The sequence below is a fragment of the Microcoleus sp. PH2017_28_MFU_U_A genome (genome assembly GCF_020738035.1).
GTDB lineage: Bacteria > Cyanobacteriota > Cyanobacteriia > Cyanobacteriales > Microcoleaceae > Microcoleus.
Genome location: NZ_JAEQCX010000044.1, coordinates 173,989 through 195,572, shown reverse-complemented (window position 1 = coordinate 195,572; position 21,584 = coordinate 173,989). Strand labels below are relative to the sequence as shown.

The 21,584-nt window shown below is 43.4% G+C and carries 19 protein-coding genes and 1 pseudogene; 10 read left to right on the top strand and 10 right to left on the bottom strand.

The window, feature by feature from the left end:
• Nucleotides 1-316: 316 nt before the first annotated feature.
• A complete protein-coding gene (locus JGK14_RS10645; RefSeq protein WP_325315043.1) occupies nt 317-3,463 on the bottom strand; it encodes a CHAT domain-containing protein in 3,147 nt (1,048 codons plus the stop codon).
• 90 nt (nt 3,464-3,553) lie between these two features.
• Between JGK14_RS10645 and JGK14_RS10640 the strand changes: the two genes are divergently transcribed.
• On the top strand, nt 3,554-3,844 hold the full coding sequence (locus JGK14_RS10640; protein WP_325315042.1) for a hypothetical protein: 291 nt from the start codon (nt 3,554-3,556) through the stop codon (nt 3,842-3,844).
• Nucleotides 3,845-3,874: 30 nt separating this feature from the next.
• Here the strand turns inward: JGK14_RS10640 and JGK14_RS10635 are convergent, their stop codons facing one another.
• From JGK14_RS10635 to JGK14_RS10620, 4 genes are all read right to left on the bottom strand, one after another.
• Nucleotides 3,875-4,234 (bottom strand): DUF5615 family PIN-like protein, encoded by a 360-nt coding sequence (locus JGK14_RS10635; protein WP_293186906.1) that lies wholly within the window; start codon nt 4,232-4,234, stop codon nt 3,875-3,877.
• Nucleotides 4,231-4,566, bottom strand: coding sequence for a DUF433 domain-containing protein (locus tag JGK14_RS10630; RefSeq protein WP_293186907.1), 336 nt, complete (start codon nt 4,564-4,566; stop codon nt 4,231-4,233). Before JGK14_RS10630 ends, JGK14_RS10635 begins: the two co-directional genes overlap by 4 nt.
• Nucleotides 4,567-4,712: 146 nt before the next feature.
• Nucleotides 4,713-6,017: an aspartate aminotransferase family protein gene (locus JGK14_RS10625; RefSeq protein ID WP_293199070.1), complete on the bottom strand. Its 1,305-nt coding sequence runs from the start codon at nt 6,015-6,017 to the stop codon at nt 4,713-4,715.
• Nucleotides 6,018-6,224: 207 nt separating this feature from the next.
• Nucleotides 6,225-7,262, bottom strand: a complete 1,038-nt coding sequence (locus JGK14_RS10620; protein ID WP_293324886.1) for an adenosine deaminase — start codon at nt 7,260-7,262, stop codon at nt 6,225-6,227.
• Nucleotides 7,263-7,712: 450 nt separating this feature from the next.
• Between JGK14_RS10620 and JGK14_RS10615 the strand changes: the two genes are divergently transcribed.
• The 6 genes from JGK14_RS10615 to JGK14_RS10590 all read left to right on the top strand — a co-directional run bounded on the left by JGK14_RS10615 (nt 7,713) and on the right by JGK14_RS10590 (nt 11,160).
• Nucleotides 7,713-9,053, top strand: coding sequence for an adenylosuccinate synthase (locus JGK14_RS10615; RefSeq protein ID WP_293186910.1), 1,341 nt, complete (start codon nt 7,713-7,715; stop codon nt 9,051-9,053).
• 186 nt (nt 9,054-9,239) lie between these two features.
• Nucleotides 9,240-9,446 (top strand): hypothetical protein, encoded by a 207-nt coding sequence (locus JGK14_RS10610; protein ID WP_293186911.1) that lies wholly within the window; start codon nt 9,240-9,242, stop codon nt 9,444-9,446.
• A 24-nt stretch (nt 9,447-9,470) separates the two neighbouring features.
• Nucleotides 9,471-9,689 carry a hypothetical protein gene (locus JGK14_RS10605; RefSeq protein ID WP_293192599.1) on the top strand — a complete coding sequence of 73 codons (219 nt, stop codon included), beginning with the start codon at nt 9,471-9,473 and terminating at the stop codon, nt 9,687-9,689.
• Nucleotides 9,689-10,060, top strand: coding sequence for a hypothetical protein (locus JGK14_RS10600; protein ID WP_293203406.1), 372 nt, complete (start codon nt 9,689-9,691; stop codon nt 10,058-10,060). Before JGK14_RS10605 ends, JGK14_RS10600 begins: the two co-directional genes overlap by 1 nt.
• Before the next feature lie 67 nt (nt 10,061-10,127).
• Nucleotides 10,128-10,322: a hypothetical protein gene (locus tag JGK14_RS10595; RefSeq protein ID WP_293186914.1), complete on the top strand. Its 195-nt coding sequence runs from the start codon at nt 10,128-10,130 to the stop codon at nt 10,320-10,322.
• A 238-nt stretch (nt 10,323-10,560) separates the two neighbouring features.
• Nucleotides 10,561-11,160, top strand: coding sequence for a 50S ribosomal protein L25/general stress protein Ctc (locus JGK14_RS10590; RefSeq protein ID WP_293186915.1), 600 nt, complete (start codon nt 10,561-10,563; stop codon nt 11,158-11,160).
• A gap of 121 nt (nt 11,161-11,281) precedes the next feature.
• Here the strand turns inward: JGK14_RS10590 and JGK14_RS10585 are convergent, their stop codons facing one another.
• Together JGK14_RS10585 and JGK14_RS10580 are read right to left on the bottom strand one after the other, a co-directional pair.
• Entirely contained in the window at nt 11,282-11,920 is a 639-nt protein-coding gene (locus JGK14_RS10585) for a Uma2 family endonuclease (RefSeq protein ID WP_293218487.1), read from the bottom strand.
• Nucleotides 11,921-12,106: 186 nt separating this feature from the next.
• A complete protein-coding gene (locus JGK14_RS10580; protein ID WP_293324889.1) occupies nt 12,107-12,307 on the bottom strand; it encodes a hypothetical protein in 201 nt (66 codons plus the stop codon).
• A 213-nt stretch (nt 12,308-12,520) separates the two neighbouring features.
• Between JGK14_RS10580 and JGK14_RS10575 the strand changes: the two genes are divergently transcribed.
• The 3 genes from JGK14_RS10575 to JGK14_RS10565 all read left to right on the top strand — a co-directional run bounded on the left by JGK14_RS10575 (nt 12,521) and on the right by JGK14_RS10565 (nt 18,568).
• A complete protein-coding gene (locus JGK14_RS10575) occupies nt 12,521-16,837 on the top strand; it encodes a glycoside hydrolase family 99-like domain-containing protein (protein WP_325315041.1) in 4,317 nt (1,438 codons plus the stop codon).
• 19 nt (nt 16,838-16,856) lie between these two features.
• Entirely contained in the window at nt 16,857-17,729 is an 873-nt protein-coding gene (locus JGK14_RS10570; RefSeq protein ID WP_325315040.1) for a glycosyltransferase family 2 protein, read from the top strand.
• 257 nt (nt 17,730-17,986) lie between these two features.
• Nucleotides 17,987-18,568: a class I SAM-dependent methyltransferase gene (locus JGK14_RS10565; protein WP_293218475.1), complete on the top strand. Its 582-nt coding sequence runs from the start codon at nt 17,987-17,989 to the stop codon at nt 18,566-18,568.
• A gap of 61 nt (nt 18,569-18,629) precedes the next feature.
• Here the strand turns inward: JGK14_RS10565 and JGK14_RS10560 are convergent, their stop codons facing one another.
• The 3 genes and pseudogenes from JGK14_RS10560 to JGK14_RS10550 form a co-directional block, all read right to left on the bottom strand.
• Nucleotides 18,630-20,012, bottom strand: a complete 1,383-nt coding sequence (locus JGK14_RS10560; RefSeq protein WP_293218478.1) for a class I SAM-dependent methyltransferase — start codon at nt 20,010-20,012, stop codon at nt 18,630-18,632.
• 136 nt (nt 20,013-20,148) lie between these two features.
• Nucleotides 20,149-20,961, bottom strand: a complete 813-nt coding sequence (locus JGK14_RS10555) for a hypothetical protein (protein ID WP_293218481.1) — start codon at nt 20,959-20,961, stop codon at nt 20,149-20,151.
• A 64-nt stretch (nt 20,962-21,025) separates the two neighbouring features.
• A pseudogene (locus tag JGK14_RS10550) lies at nt 21,026-21,584 on the bottom strand (hypothetical protein); the annotation flags it as partial.

Genomic DNA, 21,584 nt, shown 5'->3' with positions numbered 1-21,584 from the left:
TTTTGATCTATATTACCTGTTTATCTTGCACTTTTTTCTCCCTCGCGCCATCTAAACCTATGCCACGCAATATGTGATTGATTTTTCAGCAAGCCCTAATTACCCGGCGGTTGAAACCGCGTCTACACAAACAAAACCCGCCTCCGCGGGTTGAAGATTCTACACAATGATTTCTCATCTCCGAATACCATCTTCGTCCGCGGAGGCGGACATCGTTTGTGTAGCCGCGGTTTCAACCGCCGGGGCCCTCACCACCGCCGAAGACCCTCTTCCCTCTTCGTCCGCGGAGGCGGACATCGTTTGTGTAGCCGCGGTTTCAACCGCCGGGGCCTTCTTCACCCACCGCCGGGGCCGGGCCCTCAACCGCCACAGAATCCCTAGACAAACCCAATCGAATCTTATTTTCCTTCAACGTCTCATAAAACTCCCTCACCACTTCCTCCGGCGCATCACTATCCGTCCCGCCCGCACCCGCTTGATAAATTTCATTCTCCAAATTCTCTTCAATTTGAGGCTTAGTTTCGCACCAATCCTTGATTCTTTCAGCTATAACACTCACATTATCCATCGCACCAACATCAATCGCGGATAATTCTGCCACAAATTGCGGTTCCGATATTTTCAATAACTTACTAAAAGCCGCCACAATTTCTTCAGGTTTCGCATCATCGGGAAGTGACATGACTAATCTCCTTAAATCTGTTTTTTCAGTTGACAGCGGTAAAGTTTCGGTTTCGCCAATTAGCGTAAATGCAGCCCAAGCTATCGGACTCGGAAATCTAGCTTTTGTGGTTAGCATAGCACACCGCAAGGCCGCTGCTCGATTGTCGCCCCGTGCTAAATTTTGGTAGAATTCCGTCATTAGCAACTTGGCTGAAATCACTCCCATATTCCACAGGGAAACGATGATGCTGGGGACTCCGGCGAGGATGAAGCAGCGCGACAATCCGATGACTCCATCTCCAGTGATTTTACCGCGGCCGGTGCTGCACGCGCTCAATACTACGAGTTCGGAATCGAGTTTTAATTGCAGGATATCCACAGCATGAATTGCGCCGTCGTCATCTCCTGATGGTGCTAAAATTATCGCGCCGGGAATGCCGGAACTTTGGAAATCGTCGAGGAGTCCGTGGGCGGATAAATGGACGATGCGCGTGTTTAGCATCCTGTCTAAAATGGCGACTTTTGTGGCATTGTCTCCGCTAATTGCTTGGGTTCCTAAAGTTGCAGCGATGGCTTCGGCGGCTTCTTTTGCCCTGGGGATTTGGCGGAGTTTGTAGGGGTTTTCGTTGAATTTGGTGGCGATAGTTGGATCACCGACAATTAGGGCGGCTTGTCTCAATCCTCGGACTCGGTTGTGATGTTCGCGGGTGATTTCTAATACTTGGATGGATGGGCTGGTGAGGATGGTGTGATGTTCGATTAGGTAGCGGTTGTTGCTATCTTGCAAGGCGGCGAAGGGAACTAAAAATAAGTCATAGTGGGGGATGAAGATGATGAGGGAATTGGCATCGGTGGGGAGTAAGTCGATGATTGGTTCGATCAGGATTTGATGGAGGAGTTGCAGTAGGGGAAAGCGGCCTGTTTCGTCTCGTTTGTACTGGGATTCTAGTTTAATTTTGTTGCCTGCGTCGTCGGTTTCTTCGGTGCCTATGGAGACGCGGGTTTTGAGGATGATTTGTTTGAGGGTTTGGTTTTGTTGGTTGAGGGGTTCGAGATTGGCGGCGCGATGGGTGATGTTGCCGTTTGGTTGGATTACCCAGATGTAAATGATGTCTGGATCGATAATGGAATATTCAACTATTGTGGAGTTTCTGTCGCGGGCGATTTGTTGGATTTTGGGGATGGATAATTTATTTGTTTCGTTATTGGTTGGTAATTCATTTGTTAATAAGGTTTGTTGCAATAATTCGACGAAGGCACGGGTGCGGGACATTTCGGATATTTCTAAGGCTTCGTCAAATTGTGATCGGGCGACCAAGACTTGTTGTAGGAGGCGATAGGGAAATATTTGGGTTTCAAAAATTGAGGCTTTGTGGTCGTTATTGACTAATTCTGAGCGTAGGGTTTCATGAATTGCGATCGAGGCAAGGAGTTGTAATTCTGCTTGTTCAAGCCAATGATTTTCCAAAAGAATGAAGATTTTTTTAAGAATGAAGGCTAGGATTTTGGGAATACTTTTATAACGCATCCTAAGTCCATTGCTGATTTGATAGTAAATATCGCCCAAATTGCTGAGGTTAACGGCTTCTCCATGTCTACTTCCGATTTCACGTTCAATCTCTAAAGACTGTTGGTGAAATTCGATAGCCCTTTGTAATTGCCCTAGGGATGCGTAAGCCAATCCCAAACTGGCGAGGGAATTAGATTCCCATTGTCTACTGCCAATTTGTCGTGAAATCTTTAAAGACTGTTCGATTAATTTGATTGCTTTGTGTGTGTTTCCTAAAGAATAGTAAACTAAGCCCAAATTGCAAATGGAAGCAGCTTCTCCTTTACTATCTCCGATTTCGTGTTTAATCTCTAAAGATTTTTCGTAAAATTCTATCGCCTTATAGTATTCCCCCAGAGATTCGTAAGCAAAGCCCAAATTGTTAAAGGAATTAGCTTCTCCTTGGCGATTGCCTATTTCTAAGTCAATGTCTAAAGACTCTTCATAAAATTCGATCGCCCTGTGGTATTGCCCTAGGGAATTGTAAGCCAAGCCCAAATTGTTGAGGGAATTCGCTTCTCCATCGCGATTTCCGATTTCTAAGTCAATGTCTAAAGATTGTTCCTGAAATTCGATTGACTTTTGATATTGTGATAAAAGTCGGTAAACATTGCCCAAATTGCCGAGGGACGCAGATTCTCCCCGACGATTTCCGATTTCTCGTTCGATCTGTAAAGACTGTTCGTAAAATGCGATCGCCCTGTGGTATTGTCCTAGGGACTTGTAAGCTAAGCCCAAATTGTCGAGGGAATTAGCTTCTCCTTGGCGATCTCGGATTTCCCGTTTAATCTCTAAAGACTGTTCGTAAAATGCGATCGCCTTGTCGTATTGCCTTAAAGAATTGTAGACTAAGCCCAAATTGCCGAGGGAACCTGCTTCACCTTCGCGATCTCCGATCTCCCGATAGATAGTTAATGCCTGTTCACAAGACTGCAAAGCTTCTCGAAATTGACTGATACTATACTGCCGATCGCCTTGTTCTAACAGTCTATCTGCTTCTGCTTTCAGTGCAATTCCCGCTAGGAAATCTCCATCCACCTTACCCAGTAGCCCTGCAAAATTTTTCAACCAATTAGCATTATTTAATTTACCTTGTTCTCTGAGATTATCCGCCTCTTCTAGCATTGCCACCACCAAGCCATCATCCAGCAATTCCGGGTGAGTTTTCAATATCTCCGCTTCATCGCCACTGTCACAGTTTAGAAGTTGACTTATCAGGTTGAGATAGGCTTGTTGGCGATCGGAGTTCATGGCGATTTGGGATTTGGGATGGTTCTATCTATTCATTTATTATCGGTGAAACTCATCTGTTTGGGGCGGGCGATGGCAAGATTGTTGTAGGTGTGGCGAGAAACCGGGTTTTTTCGAGAATCCTTCGTTACAGTCGAAGATTTCGGCAAAAACCCGGTTTCTGAGATTTTGGGTGTGGCCAGAAACCGGGTTTTTTCCGAGGATATCGATACACAGCCTAAAGACTGCGAAAAACCCGGTTTCTTTGGTTTATGTCGTAGTCTTGGATGTGTGGGGTGGCGAGAAACCGGGTTTTTCCGAGAATCCTTTGTTACAGTCGGAGATATTGCCAAAAACCCGGTTTCTGAGATTTTGGGTTTTGGTCGATTCCCTACGGGATAGCTACGCTTCACGCACTTTTTCAACAATCTTTTATAATGGTATCCAATCCAACTTATCAATCCATTCTTCAGCCTCAGAAGTCTCCCAAACCATCACAATTTCTTCTGCCCATCTGCCTAAACTCGCACTTGGACGCACCCAAAAAAGTCCCCAAATTTGTCCTCCCGTCGCCCAATATTCTGTCAAATGTCCGGGAATACTTTTGCGGTTATCCGTTACCAATAGCCTTTGTGATGACTCCAAATAGCTGATGATTTCTGGATCGAGGGTTCCTAATGTTGGTGCATTTGCGTCCCCCACCCGCAAAATATCTATCTCCGGCTGGAGGTGCAAAACAGCACTTTTGAGCTTAGGCGGCAAATTTTCATCGAGTAAAAAACGAATTTTCACTTTAGTAGAATTAACTCCTGTTCTCGTTGTGCTTTGATTGCTCTCAAACGTTTTACTACATCAGAAGGTTCCTTAGCCAACCATTCCTGATAGCGTTCTTCCCGCCACTTCGCCAGCCGCAACATATAAGCATCCATCTGTCTGCGATTTTGCAGATAATAGGTTAGCGTCGCGTAAATCTTCTCTAAATTCAGAGTGGGTAATTCCACCAGAATTTGGTCGGGAGAATATCCATCCAAGTAATATTTAATCACGTCATCGATGCCGATCCGATGTCCTTTGATGCGGATGTCATCGGGGTCGAGAAACTCAAAATAGTCTTCTAGTTGCATCGGTTTATCTCCGAATACTTATGTTGATAGCATTTTATCATAAAATTGGGATGTGCGGGGTGGCGAGAAACCGGGTTTTTTCGAGAATAGTTGATTACAGTCGGTGATTTGGGCAAAAACCCGGTTTCTGAGATTTTAGTTTAATCCTATTCCATCCCTTGCAAAACCCCAGTCAAAATTTCCACAATGCGATCGATATGTTCCTTCTCAATAATCAACGGCGGCGACAAAGCAATTATATCACCAGTCGTGCGAATCAACAACCCATTTTCAAAGCACTTTGTAAAACAATCAAAAGCCCGTTTCCCCGGCTTCCCAGCAATAGATTCCAACTCAATCCCCGCCACAAGTCCCAAATTGCGGACATCAATCACATGGCGAACTCCTTTGAAAGAATGCACTGCATCTTCCCAATAACCAGCAATCTTATCAGCCCGTTCAAATAACCGTTCTTCCTCATAAATATCCAGCGTCGCCAAAGCAGCCGCACAAGCCACCGGATGCCCCGAATAAGTATAACCGTGAAAAAGCTCGATCGCATTTTCAGCAGCATTCATAAAAGCATCATAAATGCCTTCCCGCACAAACACCGCCCCCATCGGCACAGTACCGTTAGTTATCCCCTTCGCCGTCGCCACAATATCGGGAACCACCCCAAAATATTCAGTAGCAAAACTCGCACCCAAACGCCCGAATCCAGTAATTACCTCATCAAAAATCAGCAGAATTCCGTACTTGTCGCAAATCGCTCTAAGCCTTTCCAAATAACCCTTCGGCGGAATCAAAACCCCTGTAGAACCAGCCACCGGTTCCACAATTACCGCCGCAATATTCGACGCATCGTGCAAAGCCACAATCCCTTCTAATTCATCCGCCAAATGCGCTCCCCATTCCGGTTGTTTGCGGCTAAAAGCATTGTGTTCTAAATTGTGAGTGTGAGGTAAATGATCGACTCCCGTGAGCAAACTGCCGAAAAACTTGCGATTTGGGCCAATACCGCCGACAGAAATTCCCCCAAAACCAACACCGTGATAACCGCGTGCCCTACCAATCAATCTTTGGCGAGTTCCCTCACCTCTAACTCGATGATACGCGATCGCAATTTTTAACGCAGTCTCCACCGATTCCGAACCAGAATTAGTAAAGAAAACGCGATCGAAATTCCCTGGAATCAGCTTTACCAAACGTTCCGCTAATTCAAAAGCAGCCGGATGTCCCATTTGAAAAGGCGGCGCATAATCTAAGTTTAAGACTTGTTGTTTAACTGCTTCGGCAATTGTCTCGCGGGCGTGGCCAGCATTCACGCACCACAGCCCCGCAGTACCATCGAGAATTGAGCGATTATCATCGCTGGTAAAGTGCATATCTTTTGCCGAAACCAGCATTCGTGGATTCGCTTTAAACTGTCGGTTAGCAGTAAAGGGCATCCAGTAAGCGTCCATATTTGTCATTGTTTTTTATCCTTTTTTATTGATGTTTCTGTTTCCCAAATATAACTCAATACGGTTCAGATCAAACGGCGGTTGAAACCGCATCTATACAAACAAAACCCGCCTTCGCGGGTTAAAGATGAAACGGCGGTTGAAATTACCTTATTTTCTTCAGTCCGCGGAGGCGGACTTCATTTGTGTAGACGCGGTTTCAACCGCCGTCTCATCTTAATTCACGATCGCACCAACCGACTCATGCTGCAACAAACCAGTCAGCATCTTCACGGGCCTTTCGCCGTAGGGCCACGCAAAAGCATGACGGAAAGCAGCATCTTGACACGCTTGTAACTGCCGAAAATCAATGATATCCAAAGTCAACAAATTCTCGTACTCAAAAGGCAGCCGCACGTTGTGCAATCCCGCATTGTCGGTGCAAATGGCAATATCGACACCAGCTTCAAAACATCGATCGAACACGAGCTTCAATTCTCGCATATCCTGCAACGTTCCCGTTTTGAGATAGGTAGTCGGGCAAACCTCCAAGCATTGACCCCTGCGCGCGACCTCTGGCAGCAGTTCCGGATATTTGAGCGGAATTTGAATCCCGTGGCCGATACGCATCAGATAGGGCAGAAGTTCGGGGTAACAGCCCGAGGTAGTTTCGTAGAGATGGCCGGTAGTTTTGACGCCGATCGACCTTGCGTACTCATACAATCCCACAAATTCGTCCAGGCGATCGCCAATAGCAGCATCACCGCCCGCAAGATCGATCGCACAAACATATTCTCCCATTTGTGCGGCCAAATCGACGATCGCCCGATTCACTTCATAGGGCAAACGCGAGTGCATACACAAAATTTGGCTGGTAACAATCGGACAATCGCTAATTTGACTTGCCTTACCCACAACTTGGACAATTTCTGCCATCAAATCAATGCGTTTTGACTGATCCAAATGCTCAGGAGTCCGCAGATAAGGCGTATAGCGCAACTCCAAATAAGCCAGATTTTCAAACACGTAAGCGCCCCGCATCAACCGATAGATGAAATAAGGCAAAGTCTCAACAGTTTGCACGCTTTCCACCAGCGTGTGCAGTTCCAAATACTCGTCGAGAGTATTGCGCGGGCGAGTGTAAAACTCCTCAAATGCGGAATATTGTTGAAAGCGATCGACCATTTCGGCATTATGGCGATCGAAATACCGCCACAAAATTCGAGGAACCACAGAACCACCTAGATGTCGGTGCAACTCAGCGTGTAAAGTCATGCGATTTTAGATTTTAGATTTTAGATTTTAGATTGAAAGAATTGAAGGATTGAAGGAATTGAAGGATTGAAGGAATTGAAGGAATTGAAGGAATTTAAGGAATTGAAGGAATTTAAGAATTTGTAATTTAGTCCTAGACACATCAGTGGCCAGAAACCTGGTTTTCCCAAATACTAGCCAACAACCTCCAGCAGGTAAACTGTTCCCCATTTAAGCTACCCATTGGATTCCCATAAAAACTCATCAAATTCTCTCCCATTCTCCAATTCTCCCCCTCTCCCATTCTCCCCCTCTCCCCCTCTCCCCCTCTCCCCGGATCGTCCTGGTAGTCTTTTCTTGAGACCAATACAGCCTCACTTCTCTAAATTGTAACAAAAATTAATTTGACATCCGGGACGCATTCGTACATAATCGGAGTTTGTGTCAACCTGAACTGAACGCGAGAAACCCTTGGCTAACGTAGTTGTGATCGGCGCCCAGTGGGGCGATGAAGGAAAAGGCAAAATTACCGATTTGCTCAGCAAATCCGCAGATATCGTTGTCCGCTACCAAGGGGGCGTCAACGCCGGTCACACGGTAGTAGTCAACGGTCAAACTTTCAAGCTGCACTTAATTCCGTCCGGGATTCTCTACCCTGAGACAGAGTGTATCATCGGCTGCGGCACGGTAATCGACCCTAAAGTTTTAATAGCAGAATTAGATCAGTTAGAAAAACTGAATATTTCGACTGCCTCGCTGATGATTTCACAGACTGCTCACGTCACGATGCCCTATCACCGATTAATTGATGTAGCATCGGAAGAGCAGCGCGGAAATTATAAAATCGGCACGACGGGACGCGGTATCGGCCCGACTTACGCCGACAAATCCGAACGCACTGGCATTCGGATGCTCGATTTAATGGACTTGGAAGGTTTGCAAGAACAACTGGAATGGACGATCGAGCATAAAAACGTCATTCTGGAAAAACTCTACAATTTGCCGCCTCTAAATCCGCAAGAGGTAATTGATGAATATCGAGTTTATGCCGATCGTTTGCGGCCGCACGTAGTAGACAGTTCCCTAAAGATTTATGAGGGACTTCACAAGCGGAAAAATATTCTATTTGAAGGCGCCCAAGGCACTTTATTAGACTTAGATCACGGCACTTATCCTTACGTTACTTCCAGCAATCCCATCGCTGGCGGCGCTTGTGTAGGAACCGGAGTTGGCCCCACAGCGATCGATCGAGTAATTGGCGTAGCAAAAGCCTACACAACCCGCGTCGGAGAAGGCCCCTTCCCTACCGAAATGGTCGATGGAATTGGCGCAGTTTTGGGCGAGAGAGGTGCAGAATTCGGCACCACAACCGGCCGCAAACGGCGCTGCGGCTGGTTCGACGCAGTAATCGGCCGCTACGCAGTCCGCATCAACGGCCTTGATTGTCTCGCTGTTACCAAACTAGATGTTTTGGATGAATTAGAAGAAATCAAGGTTTGCGTTGCTTACGAAATTGACGGGGAACGCTGCATTGATTTCCCGAAAAGTTCCCGGATATTTGCTCGCTGTAAACCGATTTATGAAACCCTTCCCGGTTGGAAACAGTCCACGGAAGAATGTCGCAATTTGGAAGATTTGCCATCGCAAGCCTTGGATTATCTAAAGTTTTTGGCAGATTTGATGGAAGTGCCGATCGCCATTGTATCTCTCGGAGCCAGTCGCGACCAAACTATTATTGTCGAAGACCCGATTCACGGGCCGAAGCGGGGATTATTGTCGGTTGATGGCACGGCTGTAGTAGCACAATCATAAAACTCATGCAACAGTAGCTGTAGAGTGCGTCGCCATCAAAAATCCCAAAAAAGAGCCACAATCTCGCAGCGACGCACCGCTGCATACAGTCTTTCAGGAAACAACCCTCCGTTCCACGCTAGCCCAACACTCATGATTGTTGCAAGACGAGGCGAGAATTGGTATTATTTACAGGGAGTCAAGTAAATGACTGACGAGGATGAACAGATAGCACGGCTAGAAGTTCACAGGGACATGATTGGATGGCTTATAATGGAGTTGAGCAAAGAAGGAATAGAAGCCAAAAGAACAACCGGAAACAATCCCAAAGGTGATATTTTGATAGTCAACCAGCAAGATGTTCCGCGAATTAAACAGCTACTCCGTAATTTGCAGGTAGAATTCAATAGTTAATTTATCAAAAAAATATAAACAATAATGAATGAACCGCATATTGAAATTAAAGCCTGGAAAACCAAGAAAATAGATTCAACCAAAGCTAAGGAAATATGTCAAAAAGGAACTGTGATTGGAGTTATTACCACAGGAGGAATTACTAAACCTGCTAAAACTGTATTCGATCGAGCAGATATAGCTTGGGTAGAAAATTTTCCAGAAAGTAAGTTATTGAATCAGGAAGGTCAAGAGGAAAGCTAATGTTAGATCTTATTTTTTATACCTTCAAAACTGATCGACCGCCGCACTATATCGAAATGTCTGAAGACGTTTACGAGTGGTTGGCAAAATCAGAATTTTCCAAAATTGGCAAATCTGTTCCCAGAAATATTTTGATAGATGAAGAAGAGGAGAAACTACCTTTAGTTGAGTTAGATCGAGATATTCGCCAGAAGCTCAGAAGTTTTTTCCGCGATGCAATTATCTGCGAAAGCGATACCGTCCTCACCAAGCTGGGAGATTCTCCTCTCAAAGAAGAGTATCAATCAGCAACCTACCGTTTGAGGAAATTGCTAGACTTGCTAAAATGTGTTGAAAACGAAGATTATCAATATCTTCAACGAGTCCTTTAATTAAGTTAGTTCGATCGCCCTATCATAATAACGAGTTTTCAGATGTTTAGTGGGAGGAGCAATCCCAATGTTTGACATCAGTTTTTATTCAGCCAATGGTGAACCGTCTGATAGTGTAAGAATCACAGCAAATACTTACGAATGGTTGGCAAAGTCTGATTTTTCCAAAATAGGTGGCGCATCAATCGATACCGAAATTCACTTAGATGAAGAAAATGTAATTCTGCCTCTAGTTGAATTAAATCAGGAGATTCGCCAGTAGTTCAAGAAAATTTTCAGCGAAGCAATCATCAGTGAAAGCGATTTAGTTCTGACTAAGCTTGGTGATTACCCTTCAAAAGAAGAGTATCAATCAGGAACGTACCGTTTGAGAAAAATGCTCGAATTGCTGAAGTGTGTGGAAAACGAAAATTATCAATACCTTCAGCGAATTTAATTGAACGCGATCGCACTACCACAATTCTGGTAAAATGTGAAAACAATCAACAGAAAGTCATAAAATGGAAATCGCAGTAGAATGTCAAAAGCGGGCAGAAGGCAGCAAACCTAACGCCCTCCGCCGCTCCGGATTGATTCCCGCCGTCCTTTACGGACACAAAGGCTCTGAATCCATTTCCCTTACCGTCAAAGCTAAAACAGTTGAAACCCTGCTCAAAAAACACGCAGTCAACAACACCCTAATTGATCTCAGCATTCCCGAACTCTCTTGGAGCGGAAAAACATTGCTCAGAGAAGTTCAAGTTCATCCTTGGAAAGGTTTTCCTTACCACCTGAGCTTTTTCTCCGTAGCAACTCAAGACAGCCTGGAAGTTGAAGTGTCTCTGCATTTTGTCGGCGAATCTGTCGGCGTCAAGTTAGAAGGTGGTATGTTGGAAACTGTGCTGACGCAAATCGCAGTTAAGTGCAAACCTGATAGCATTCCTGATGCAATTGAAGTAGATATTTCTAATTTGAAGGTAGGGGATGCGCTGCACATTCACGAATTAGTTTTACCTGCGGGAGCAGAAGCTCTCGGCGACCCAACTCAGGTGGTTGTTACCGTGTTGGGAACTAAAGCCAGCCCTGAAGAAGAAGCAGAAGAAGCAGCAGCCGCAGCTTGATCGGTAATTGATAAGATTTGCTAACTAATAGTTGACATCGAGGCGATCGCTTTCTCCAAAAAGGGCGATCGTTTTTTGCAAAAAAGCAGTTATAGTTTTTGGGCGATCGTACTTTCTCTACTCAGCCTTGAATCTGCTGTCGCACCCATTGACGAAAATCTATCTCTGCGGCAACTTCATCAATGAAAGCAGCTTCTAGAAACTGGTATAAATCAGTTTTTTCAATAATCGGAAAAGTCGGAGATCGATCGCGCTCGACATAAGCCCCATCGACTAATTGCAGAATTCGCCATACCCGCCCGTTAAACCGCCAAAACTCAGGCACTCCCATACTCGCATAGAGTGTATTTTTATTGAGATCCGTATGAGTAATATCCACTTCCACGACTAAATCCGGGGCAGGATCGACATTCAAATTAACCGGGCGATCGGCAACTAAGGCATAATTCTGGATATAGTACCCATTGTCGGGTTCGGCGCTCTTGAGTAGGTCTTCGCGATCGAGGGTAGTCGAGCCCATCGTCTTCATTTTCATCCCCATCTCAACGATCAGGATTCTAATAAAAAGTTCAATCAAGCGAGCAGAGCGTTCGTGTCCTTCGAGGGACTGGGTAATTTCTAACACTCCGTTATCGTAGGTAAAGCGGGCGCGGGTGCGATCCGCCAGCAAACTTTGAATTTGCTTGAAGGCCTGCCAATCGAGGTCGCGAAAGGTGAGGCGCTTTTCTCCGACAAGTTGAGGTGGCGGCTCTAACAACATCAAAATTACCGCAATTTGAGATCGGATCGGATGTACGGTTGAAACCGCTTCTACACAAACGATGTCCGCCTCCGGGGACTAAGGATCGCGAATTAAATAACTTACAATTTTAATTATTGTGGGATGGGCGTCCCGCCCGTCCAGAAAGGGCGGGCGTCCCGCCCACCCCACTTTCAAGAGTGTAAATTATTTAATTTCTATTCCTAAGAGAGGATAACGTAATTTTAACTGCCACTCTTCAACTCCTCGCTCGATCGCGTGCAAGCTTGTATAGACGCGGTTTGGAACCGTCTTCTGAACCTTATTATAAGATATTTCTTCAACAAGTCTTGTAGTGCAGGCATCCTGAGTGCGATCGATTTTGGTGCTACTCGTTCTGCTCTTCAACCGGCGTCCGGCGGGTTTTGTTTGTATAGACGCGGTTTCAACCGCCCGGTTTCAACCGCCCGGTTTCAACCGCTGAGTTTCTCCCCAGTACCCCGAGTGAAAAAAAATAAGACTTAGGGGAACAAGCCTGCTACTGTTAGTGTCAAACGCAAGTATAATTATTTAACGTTTCGACTACCCTATTTAATTGCTGCCTCAGTCGCCACCGCCCCTATGCCATCAACAGTCAATACAGAATCAACAGCGGTTCAATTTAACCAACAGGGAGAAATATACTTATCCCAACGGAAATTAGCAGAAGCGATCGCCTCCTGCGAGCAAGCTTTAAAGATTGACCCCAATTTTGCACCGGCTTACAAAACTTTGGGCAATGCGCTGCAAGCTCAAGGCAGAATGGAAGAGGCGCGGCACTGGTACGCTAAAGCTATTGAAATTGCACCGAATTTTGCGGAAGTATACGCGAATTTAGGCAGCATTGGCGCGCAGCAGGAAAAATGGTCGGAGGCGATCGAGTTTTACCAAAAGGCGATCGCGCTTAAGCCTAATTTCGCCGGAGTTTACCGGAATTTAGCCAAAGTATTCGGACAAATTGGCAAAGCGGCAGAAGCTCAAGAATGCTGGTATCGCGCATTCTGTTTGGAACCGGAAAAAGCATCTCCGGCAGAACATTTAAGTATGGGTGATGCTTTCTTTCGGCAAGAAAAGTTCCCGGAGGCGATCGGCTGTTACGATCGCGCCATAAAATTAAATCCTAATCTACCTCAAGCTTACCAAAACTTAGGCGAAGCGCTGAAAAAAGAAGGCAAGTTACAGGAAGCAACAGTATATTATCGCAAAGCTATTGAACTGAACGCAGCTAATGCTAGAAACGGCAGCGAGGGAGAGCAAACTTTGGCGGGTGCAACGGCGACTAACGGTGCAGCAGTTAAACAGCAACCCGCCGCACCCCCAGCCAAGCCGGTAGTCAAGCCGCCAGTCAAGCCGGCAGTTAATTCTACAATTAATATAGAAGATCCAGAAGCATACAAAATACTCGCAGAAGGCTATTTTGCTCAGGGAAAATTGGAACAGGCAATTTCTGCTTGCAAAAAAGCTTTACAAATTAAGCCGGAAGCGCCACTTTATAAAATGCTCGGCAACGCCCTGCAAGCAGGTGGCAAAATTGATGAAGCTAAAAGTTGCTATGTCAAAGCAATCGAAATTAACCCGAATTTTGCCGAAGCCTACGCTAATTATGGCAGCATTTGCGCGCAGCAAGAACAGTGGCAGCAAGCGGTTTCTGCTTACGAAAAGGCGATCGCCATAAAACCGGATTTTGCCGGTGCTTTACGAAATTTTGGGAAACTTTTGGCGCAGTTAGGCAAGTCGGAGGCGGCAGCCGAAGCCTGGTATCGAGCATTTGCGATCGATCCGAAGTCGGGCACTGCTGAGGAACACGAGAATTTAGCCAAAACTTTGATCGAGCAAGGTAAGGTTGAGCAAGGAATCGACTGTTATCGGCGCGCGGTTGATTTAAACCCAAATTCTGGCGCAGCTTATCATGAATTGGGCGAACTTCTGAAGGGTCAAGAACAGTGGGAAGCGGCAGTAGATGCTTACACCAATGCAATTAAAACAAATCCCGAACTTTCTTGGTCGCACAACAATTTAGCTGAGTCGCTGGTTAAGTTGGAACGCTGGGAAGAAGCTATAAATGCTTACCGCAAGGCGATCGAATTAAATCCAGATTTTAGCTGGTCTCACAACAATTTAGCAGATGTGCTGCTGAAGTTAGAACGGTGGGATGAAGCTGTAAATGCTTACCGAAAAGCAACAGAATTAAATCCAGATTTCAGTTGGTCACACAACTATTTAGCAGACGCGCTGATTAAACTGGGAAGGTGGGAAGAGGCTATTTCGGCTTACCAAAAGTCGATCGAACTAAATCCCGATCATTTCTGGGCCCACAACAATTTAGCAGAAGCACTGGTAAATTTGGAACGCTGGGATGAGGCGGTGGTTGCGTACCGGCGCGCTAACGAACTGAATCCGAGTTTCTTCTGGTCTCATAGCAAGTTGGGCGATGCGCTGCTAGAAATGGAAAGATGGGATGAGGCGATCGAGGTTTACCGGCGCGCGGCGCAGTTAAATCGCGATTTTCCGTGGACTTATTACAACATGGGGACGGCTTTTGAGAAGTTGGAACGGTGGGATGAGTCGATCGTTGCTTATCGCTGTGCGGTGGAAATTCAGCCGGATTTGCCGTGGATTTCGCAGAAGTTGGCTGATGCTTTGAGGATGCGATCGCAGTGGGATTTGCAGGATGCGATGCGTTTGTACCAGCGCGCGATTCAGGAAAATGCTGATGACTTGCAGTTGTATCACAAGGCGCTGGAGATTGCACCTAATGATGCTGACCTTTATGTTGGGTTGGCTGATGCTTTGGTGCGGCACAGTTGGCCGGATGGGGCGATCGTCTTCTATCAGATGGCGTTGCAGGTTCGGCCTGATGACAATGCTATTTCTGGGCTGTTAAACAAGGTGCTGGAAAAAAAAAAGCCAATTAAAAACCAGTCGCGAGTAGAGATATTGAGTCGGGTTAAAAGCCCCGAACCACTCCCCAGTAGTCGTATTGAGCATCAGTCGCCAGTAGAGGTATTGAGTCCGATTAAAAGCAGCGAACCATTCCTCACTGGTGGTATTGTTGTTAGCGAACCTGGAAGAGTTCAACCCACTGAAACGGATGTACGTCTAATAGCTTTTTATCTCCCTCAGTTCCATCCAATACCAGAAAATGATTTGTGGTGGGGCAAAGGTTTTACAGAGTGGACTAATGTTACCAAAGCTAACCCCCTATTTGAGGGACACTATCAACCTCACCTCCCAGCGGATTTGGGGTTTTATGATTTACGCCTGCCGGAAGTCAGGGAAGCGCAGGCTGCCCTAGCTAAACAGTATGGAATTCATGGTTTTTGCTACTATTACTACTGGTTTGCTGGCAAACGTCTGCTAAATCGTCCTCTAGATGAGGTTTTGCAGATGAAAAAGCCAGATTTTCCCTTCTGCATTTGTTGGGCTAATGAGAATTGGACGAGGCGGTGGGATGGAGCAGAACATGAGATACTGATGACTCAAGAATGCTGGTCAGACGAACAAAATCAGGCTTTTGCTGAGAGTATAGTTCACATTTTACTTGATGAACGATATATTCGCATCAACGGCGCTCCTTTATTGATTGTTTATAGACACGATCTTTTTCCAGATCTGCGCCAAACGGCAGAGCAGTGGAGAAAGATATTTAGGAAAAATGGTGTAGGAGAAGTTCACTTATGTATTGCTATCACATTTAGCGGTTTACAAACATCCCTGGAGCAAATAGGCTTTGATTCAGCCGTACAGTTTCCACCTCATGGGTTTTCTGCCAGAGAAATTTCATCAGATGAACTCACAGTTGATGATTTTTCTGGTCATCTTTATGACTATAAGGATGGGGTTATTAATTCCTTATCTCAAGAGTTCCCTGAGTTGAAAGTTTTTCGTTCTGTTATGACATCGTGGGACAATACAGCGCGTCGAAAAAGAGCAGCTCATGCCTTTATTAATTCCCACCCGGACGTTTATGAATTGTGGCTACGCGGAATTATCGAGAAAACAAGACAAGTAAATTTGGGCGACGAAAAATTGGTGTTTATTAATGCTTGGAATGAATGGGCTGAGGGAGCCCATTTAGAGCCGGACCAAAAGTATGGATATAGCTATCTTTTGGCCACTCGTAGAGCACTTAATGGTACTCATAGCTGGAAAACTATTATTGATGTACTTCGATATGTTCCTATTAAAAGTGTTGACCATTTGCATTCACAACTTAACGACTTGGAGAATAGAATTAATGGAATAAATCGCTCGATTGAAGAAATGAACAAGCTGCTCGAAAAAACGGCAAAAATTATCGATATTAGCCGATCTCAAAATTCTGAATTATTATTGTGGCAGTTAGATTGTCCACAAGCTGATACTAGGGTTAGTGTCAACTCTATTGAGATAAAAGGTTGGGCAGTAAGTCAAAAGTCTTTGCCTGTGGAAATCAAAGTATTATCTAATACTCAAGTTATCCAGCAAACAGCTATTAATATAAATCGTCCAGATGTGGCTGAGGTGCATTTATTTCCAGGTTCTGAAAACAGTGGCTTTTCCATGATAGTGCAAGTAGCTGGAATGCCATCTGAAGCATTCTTATTCTTGCACTTAGAGGCTTTGCTGGAAGACGGAAGCTGCATTCCAATAGAAGTGATACGATTGCGACAAGGATATGACCCTCTTCAAGACTTGGCGATCTCTGTGGAACAAAAGGAAATGCTTAGCAATGCCCATGCAGATGTTGCGAAAAGGATTCTTAACATGATACGAGCTTTACCAATAGAAAGTGTTAACCATCGGTATCAATTGCTGGATGAGTTGCAGAATAAAATTGAGGTAAAGGAACTCCTACTTGAAGCAATGAATCAAGTTCTTAAACCTATTTCAGTCCATGATTTTTATCAACAAGTTTGAGGATGAGAGTGATTAGTTTATGAAGATGATTTCCGAAACACCCCTAGTATCGATAGTGATTCCCTGCTACAATCATAAACATTTTGTCAAGAGATGTTTAGATTCTGTGGCTGCACAGACTTATGAAAGATTAGAAGTTATTATCGTTGACGATTGTTCTTCTGATGATTCAAGTCGCGAGATAGAGCATTTAATTCAGAGGAATAGTTGGAAAACGAGGTTTTCTGATGGGACTTTATTTCATAAATTTACAAAAAATCAGGGCGCTCATGCAGCCATTAATTATGGTGTATCTCAATCTAATGGAAAGATAATAGCCATTTTAAACTCTGATGATATGTATCATCCAAATCGGATCAAGTGTATCGTTAATGTAATGCAGAGTCACAAGCATGAGTTTGTCTTTAGCAAGGTAGAGTATATTGATGAAAACGATAGGAGCATAACTCAATCTCATCCCGTCGCTCATCGTTATTTTTTGATCCAGAAACTTATTGAACAGTATCCTTCTGTTGGGTTTGCTTCTTTGATATCAAATGTAGGAATATCTACTGGAAACTTCGTTTTTACAAAGGAGCTTTTTAACCGTGTAGGTGAGTTTAGCAGTTATCGGTATTGCCATGATTGGGATTTTCTGCTGCGTTCCCTACTTCATACAGAGCCGTTTTGTATGGAGCAAGATTTGTATTACTATCGTTTTCATGGCAAAAACACTTTTGAGTCTTTGGAATCCATCGGTGACGAAGAATCAACGAAGATTCTTACCAGCATTCTGTCCCAAATGCAATCTCATAAGCTGTCAAATCTTCTTGCTCCCTCTCCTTTAAATTGGCCTATTTATTTTGAACTATTTTTGTATTGGTTTAACTTGGGGCGTTATTTGAAATCATGAGGGTGATCAAAACACAAGATTCACAACGACTGAAAATAGTTCTACTTTCCTGTGTGATCAGTCAGTAGCTTAGCAGAATATCATTTCTCTCAATCTATAAATTATTAACTCAACTTCTTCCAATGTCATACTTTATTAGCAATCAAGGTCATTGTGTTATCTGCGACAGTCATGTAACATTCTATTCAGAGAGTGAATTATTAAGGAATGATTACTTTTGTAACAATTGTCACTCAATCCCTAGGGAAAGAGCATTAATGTACTGTATCGAAAAATTTTATCCTAATTGGAAGAAGTTAAGCATACATGAATCTTCTCCGGGTAATAGAGGAGCTAGTGTAAAACTAAAAGATAATTGTAAAAATTATATAGGTACGCATTATTTTTCAAATTTTCCACTAGGGAAAATACATTCTAGTGGATGGAGGAATGAAGATTTAGAAAATTTGACTTTTCCCGACGAAAGTTTTGATTTGATCATAACGCAAGATGTGATGGAGCATATATTTAATCCTGCCAAGGCATTTTCAGAAATCGCCAGAACTTTAAAAAAAGGAGGCGCACATATATTTACAGTACCTATAATAAGTAAAGAGCAGCCTTCTAAATTAAATGCCAAAAAAGATGAAAATGGAAATCTTGTTATTTTAGGTTATCCTGACTATCATGGTAATCCCGTAGATAGTCAGGGGTCGATTGTTACAATGTATTGGGGGTATGATATATGTGATTTTATCCTCCAATATAGCGGTTTGTACACAACTATTGTTTATATTGATAATTTATTTTTCGGTATTAGAGCTGAGTTAATAGAAGTATTAATAAGTAGGAAATTATAAAAAAGGTCGGAATTGGTATGAGGCAATTCCGACCTCATTTGCCTGCCTTGACTTAAGATAACTAACTGTCATTAACAGGTTTTTGCATAAAGATAACAGCCTGATTAAACTTGCTTGGATCATCGACAAAATCGCAAAATGTCAGATATTTAGTCCACTCCCGCTTAACATACCCAGGCGAAATCACAGCTTCCCCATAAAAAGAGGCAGGGCGTGCAGCTCCACCACCCGTCGCGCTATATAAAAACTTGCCATTATCGTAGTCTGCAAAAGCAGCGTCAGTATCTAAGAATGAATTTGCTAAACCATTGTACCAGCCAGATTCATGGTTCTGATCTCTCAACGATCGACAAAACTCAATAAATCGACGAGCTTGAGTGGTGACTATCAAGATACCACCAGGTTTGAGTATTCTTGAGAACTCTTGCACCCATTTTATGTGTACGGGTTCAGCCAGATGAGAGAAAACTGAGTAAGCATAAACCACGTCGAAACTATTGTTAGCAAATTCGGTGGGTGGCTCTGGTTTGACTATACTATAATTTCCCTGGCGGACTGTGTTGACACAAATATCAATCATTTCCGGATCGACATCAATGCCATGGAGATTATCTGCAACAACATCTTTTAGGAAAAATCGAATCATTCGTCCCCAGCCACAACCGAAATCAAGAATGCGACTATCCCTGGTTAGTGGCAGACCTAAGTTAGCTGCGTAGCACTTGATCTCAGAATAGAACTTAAATCCTTCACCTAGAGCAAGCTTGCCCGACGAGCCAACACTATTACGCTGAATTTCATCAGGCGGGAATCCAGGCAATTCGACACCATCTACAAACGGATGCTCTACACTTTTCTGAATTACCTCAAACCATTCTCGATCGGTCAAGTGAGCAGCATATTTTAGGATTGAGTCATTTTGTTTTTGGTCAGTAATCCTTAATTGAGGTTTAAAGTAATTAGGTTGAGGGTGATCTAGTTCTGTTTTAATTTGTTGTATTCGCATCTGTGATCGCACTAAATCAGCCTTAACCTGCTCTATTAATGATAGTTTCTTTTGAAATTTAACCATGCTAATTGGCAAGCGACTTTGATCTGAAAACACAGCTTGGATAAGTAACTCAACTTCTGTCGGCAGTTCATTCACTCCTACTTTTTCCCAAAAACCACTTGTGTCTGCATGGGAAACTTCGGTATAAATTTGTGCAACATCTGGACGTGACTTATCGACAGCAATCGTCTGTATTACCTTATTGCTGCTGATTACCTCGATAAAGGCTACTTGATTCTTTTTACCTAATATCCAACCAGCGAACAAAACTTCATATTTATCTGTTTTGTATGAAGTGTTTGGAGTGTCGATATTAAACCCCCACAACAATTCTGGATCATTTTGAGGTAATTTTACAACTTCCTGAATTTGAATTAAAGTGTGTTCAGTCATAATCTTTGATTTTTTCCTTTGGTTGCTTATTTTCTGATCAGTTAACTCTTAACTGTTTAAGGCATGAATCTTCATTTTAAAAGCAATGAAGAAATTTTAGGGCATAAGTCTGTCAAATGAAACAGCCCTGCCTGAATTATAGAGGATTTATCCCCTCTTCACTACCCAAACACCTGCATTGGTTTAATTTCGGTTCCTTGGAATTGAATCTCAATCTTGACTGTGATTCTTTCAAGGATAGTTCATACATTTCTATACAACTTGATAGCCCTTTCCGTTGACACCTTAATTTTAATGCTTCTTGGTACAGTTCAATATCTGCGCCTTGGATAGCAAGGATATTTTTAATCAAAGATTGATTATTTAAAATATCCATTACCTTAGCTTGGTAATTATCATACAAATTTTGATTTGCTACAGGAACTTTAAGTGTTAGCCAACCCAACATATTTTTCAGATCGTTTAAATCATCTCTGAAAAATTCTTGAATACCTACGAAATAAAAATCACTTAATTTCATTTCTTTAGCAAAGTAGTTAGAGATAATATTATGTGTAAAAGGTAGGTTGACAAAATCAGCAAATTCTAATTTATTTTCTACTACATATCGATGATTTTCATCGTAAAAAATATTATTACGACCAGATGCCATCCAAAAAAAATACGCAGAAAGCAATAAATTAATTGGGTTTCTAAGCCAAATCACACGTTTGGCATTATTGCAGTATCCTCGATACTTTTCTATCGAAAAATGACCATGAATTACTCGGATTTTTTCTGTCAGTTTTCCTTCTTGTATGAGAGTATTTATCGGTAAAAGATCATAGTCATAGAAAATACTATGTTGCGGATAAATTCTTGGCAATATAACCTTCCCAAATACCGTTCCTGCTGTTTTAGGCAGATGAACAGAGATTAATTTTACCGAGGAAAACAATAAATTGCTCATGCCTTAATTTACTCTAGTGGTTTGATTGTGATTTTTTCTTGATTGAAACTTTACTGCTAAAGCTTTAACGCTTGCTTGTTACCAAACGCATTAATTGTTTCCACTCTGCTAAGTTAGTCAAAGTAAGAGTGTCTAAATTATGACCTTTTTCTCCTGAGAGTTTAGTGAAGCTCTCGAACCAGTTACTAACTGTGTCTGTCGCTGAGAAAGGCGAACATTTCAAAGATTGCTTTAGGCTGTCTTGCATCTCAGCCATAGCACCAGTATAATAAGCATACCAGGCCTCTGACACTAAGAGTTCGTACTGGCTCTTACTGCGTCCATTAGTGTTAATGGCTAGGGCTTGCTGAAACTCCAATCGATCTATTTGAGACAGCAATTGCTGCATTTTATGATCATAATCCTCCAGTTGTCTTTGTGTGTTTACAAGTTGGGAGACCTTGACATCCAAATCTGTTTGTATGTGCTGAAGTTGAGACTGGGATTGTTCTAACAAACCCTCAGTTTGATGCAGTTGAGACTGGGATTGTTCTAACAAACCCTCAGTTTGATGCAGTTGAGACTGGGATTGTTCTAACAAACCCTCAGTTTGATGCAGTTGAGACTGAGATTGTTCTAACAAA

Excerpts from the sequence above, each read along its gene's own strand:
- JGK14_RS10595 (WP_293186914.1), top strand. The coding sequence starts at position 10,128 with ATGTTTGACATCAGTTTTTATTCAGCCAATGGTGAACCGTCTGATAGT.
- JGK14_RS10625 (WP_293199070.1), bottom strand. The coding sequence starts at position 6,017 with ATGACAAATATGGACGCTTACTGGATGCCCTTTACTGCTAACCGACAG.
- JGK14_RS10590 (WP_293186915.1), top strand. The coding sequence starts at position 10,561 with ATGGAAATCGCAGTAGAATGTCAAAAGCGGGCAGAAGGCAGCAAACCT.
- JGK14_RS10620 (WP_293324886.1), bottom strand. The coding sequence starts at position 7,262 with ATGACTTTACACGCTGAGTTGCACCGACATCTAGGTGGTTCTGTGGTT.
- JGK14_RS10630 (WP_293186907.1), bottom strand. The coding sequence starts at position 4,566 with ATGCAACTAGAAGACTATTTTGAGTTTCTCGACCCCGATGACATCCGC.
- JGK14_RS10575 (WP_325315041.1), top strand. The coding sequence starts at position 12,521 with ATGCCATCAACAGTCAATACAGAATCAACAGCGGTTCAATTTAACCAA.
- JGK14_RS10645 (WP_325315043.1), bottom strand. The coding sequence starts at position 3,463 with ATGAACTCCGATCGCCAACAAGCCTATCTCAACCTGATAAGTCAACTT.
- JGK14_RS10605 (WP_293192599.1), top strand. The coding sequence starts at position 9,471 with ATGAATGAACCGCATATTGAAATTAAAGCCTGGAAAACCAAGAAAATA.
- JGK14_RS10570 (WP_325315040.1), top strand. The coding sequence starts at position 16,857 with ATGAAGATGATTTCCGAAACACCCCTAGTATCGATAGTGATTCCCTGC.
- JGK14_RS10585 (WP_293218487.1), bottom strand. The coding sequence starts at position 11,920 with ATGTTGTTAGAGCCGCCACCTCAACTTGTCGGAGAAAAGCGCCTCACC.
- JGK14_RS10565 (WP_293218475.1), top strand. The coding sequence starts at position 17,987 with ATGTACTGTATCGAAAAATTTTATCCTAATTGGAAGAAGTTAAGCATA.
- JGK14_RS10600 (WP_293203406.1), top strand. The coding sequence starts at position 9,689 with ATGTTAGATCTTATTTTTTATACCTTCAAAACTGATCGACCGCCGCAC.
- JGK14_RS10560 (WP_293218478.1), bottom strand. The coding sequence starts at position 20,012 with ATGACTGAACACACTTTAATTCAAATTCAGGAAGTTGTAAAATTACCT.
- JGK14_RS10555 (WP_293218481.1), bottom strand. The coding sequence starts at position 20,961 with ATGAGCAATTTATTGTTTTCCTCGGTAAAATTAATCTCTGTTCATCTG.
- JGK14_RS10610 (WP_293186911.1), top strand. The coding sequence starts at position 9,240 with ATGACTGACGAGGATGAACAGATAGCACGGCTAGAAGTTCACAGGGAC.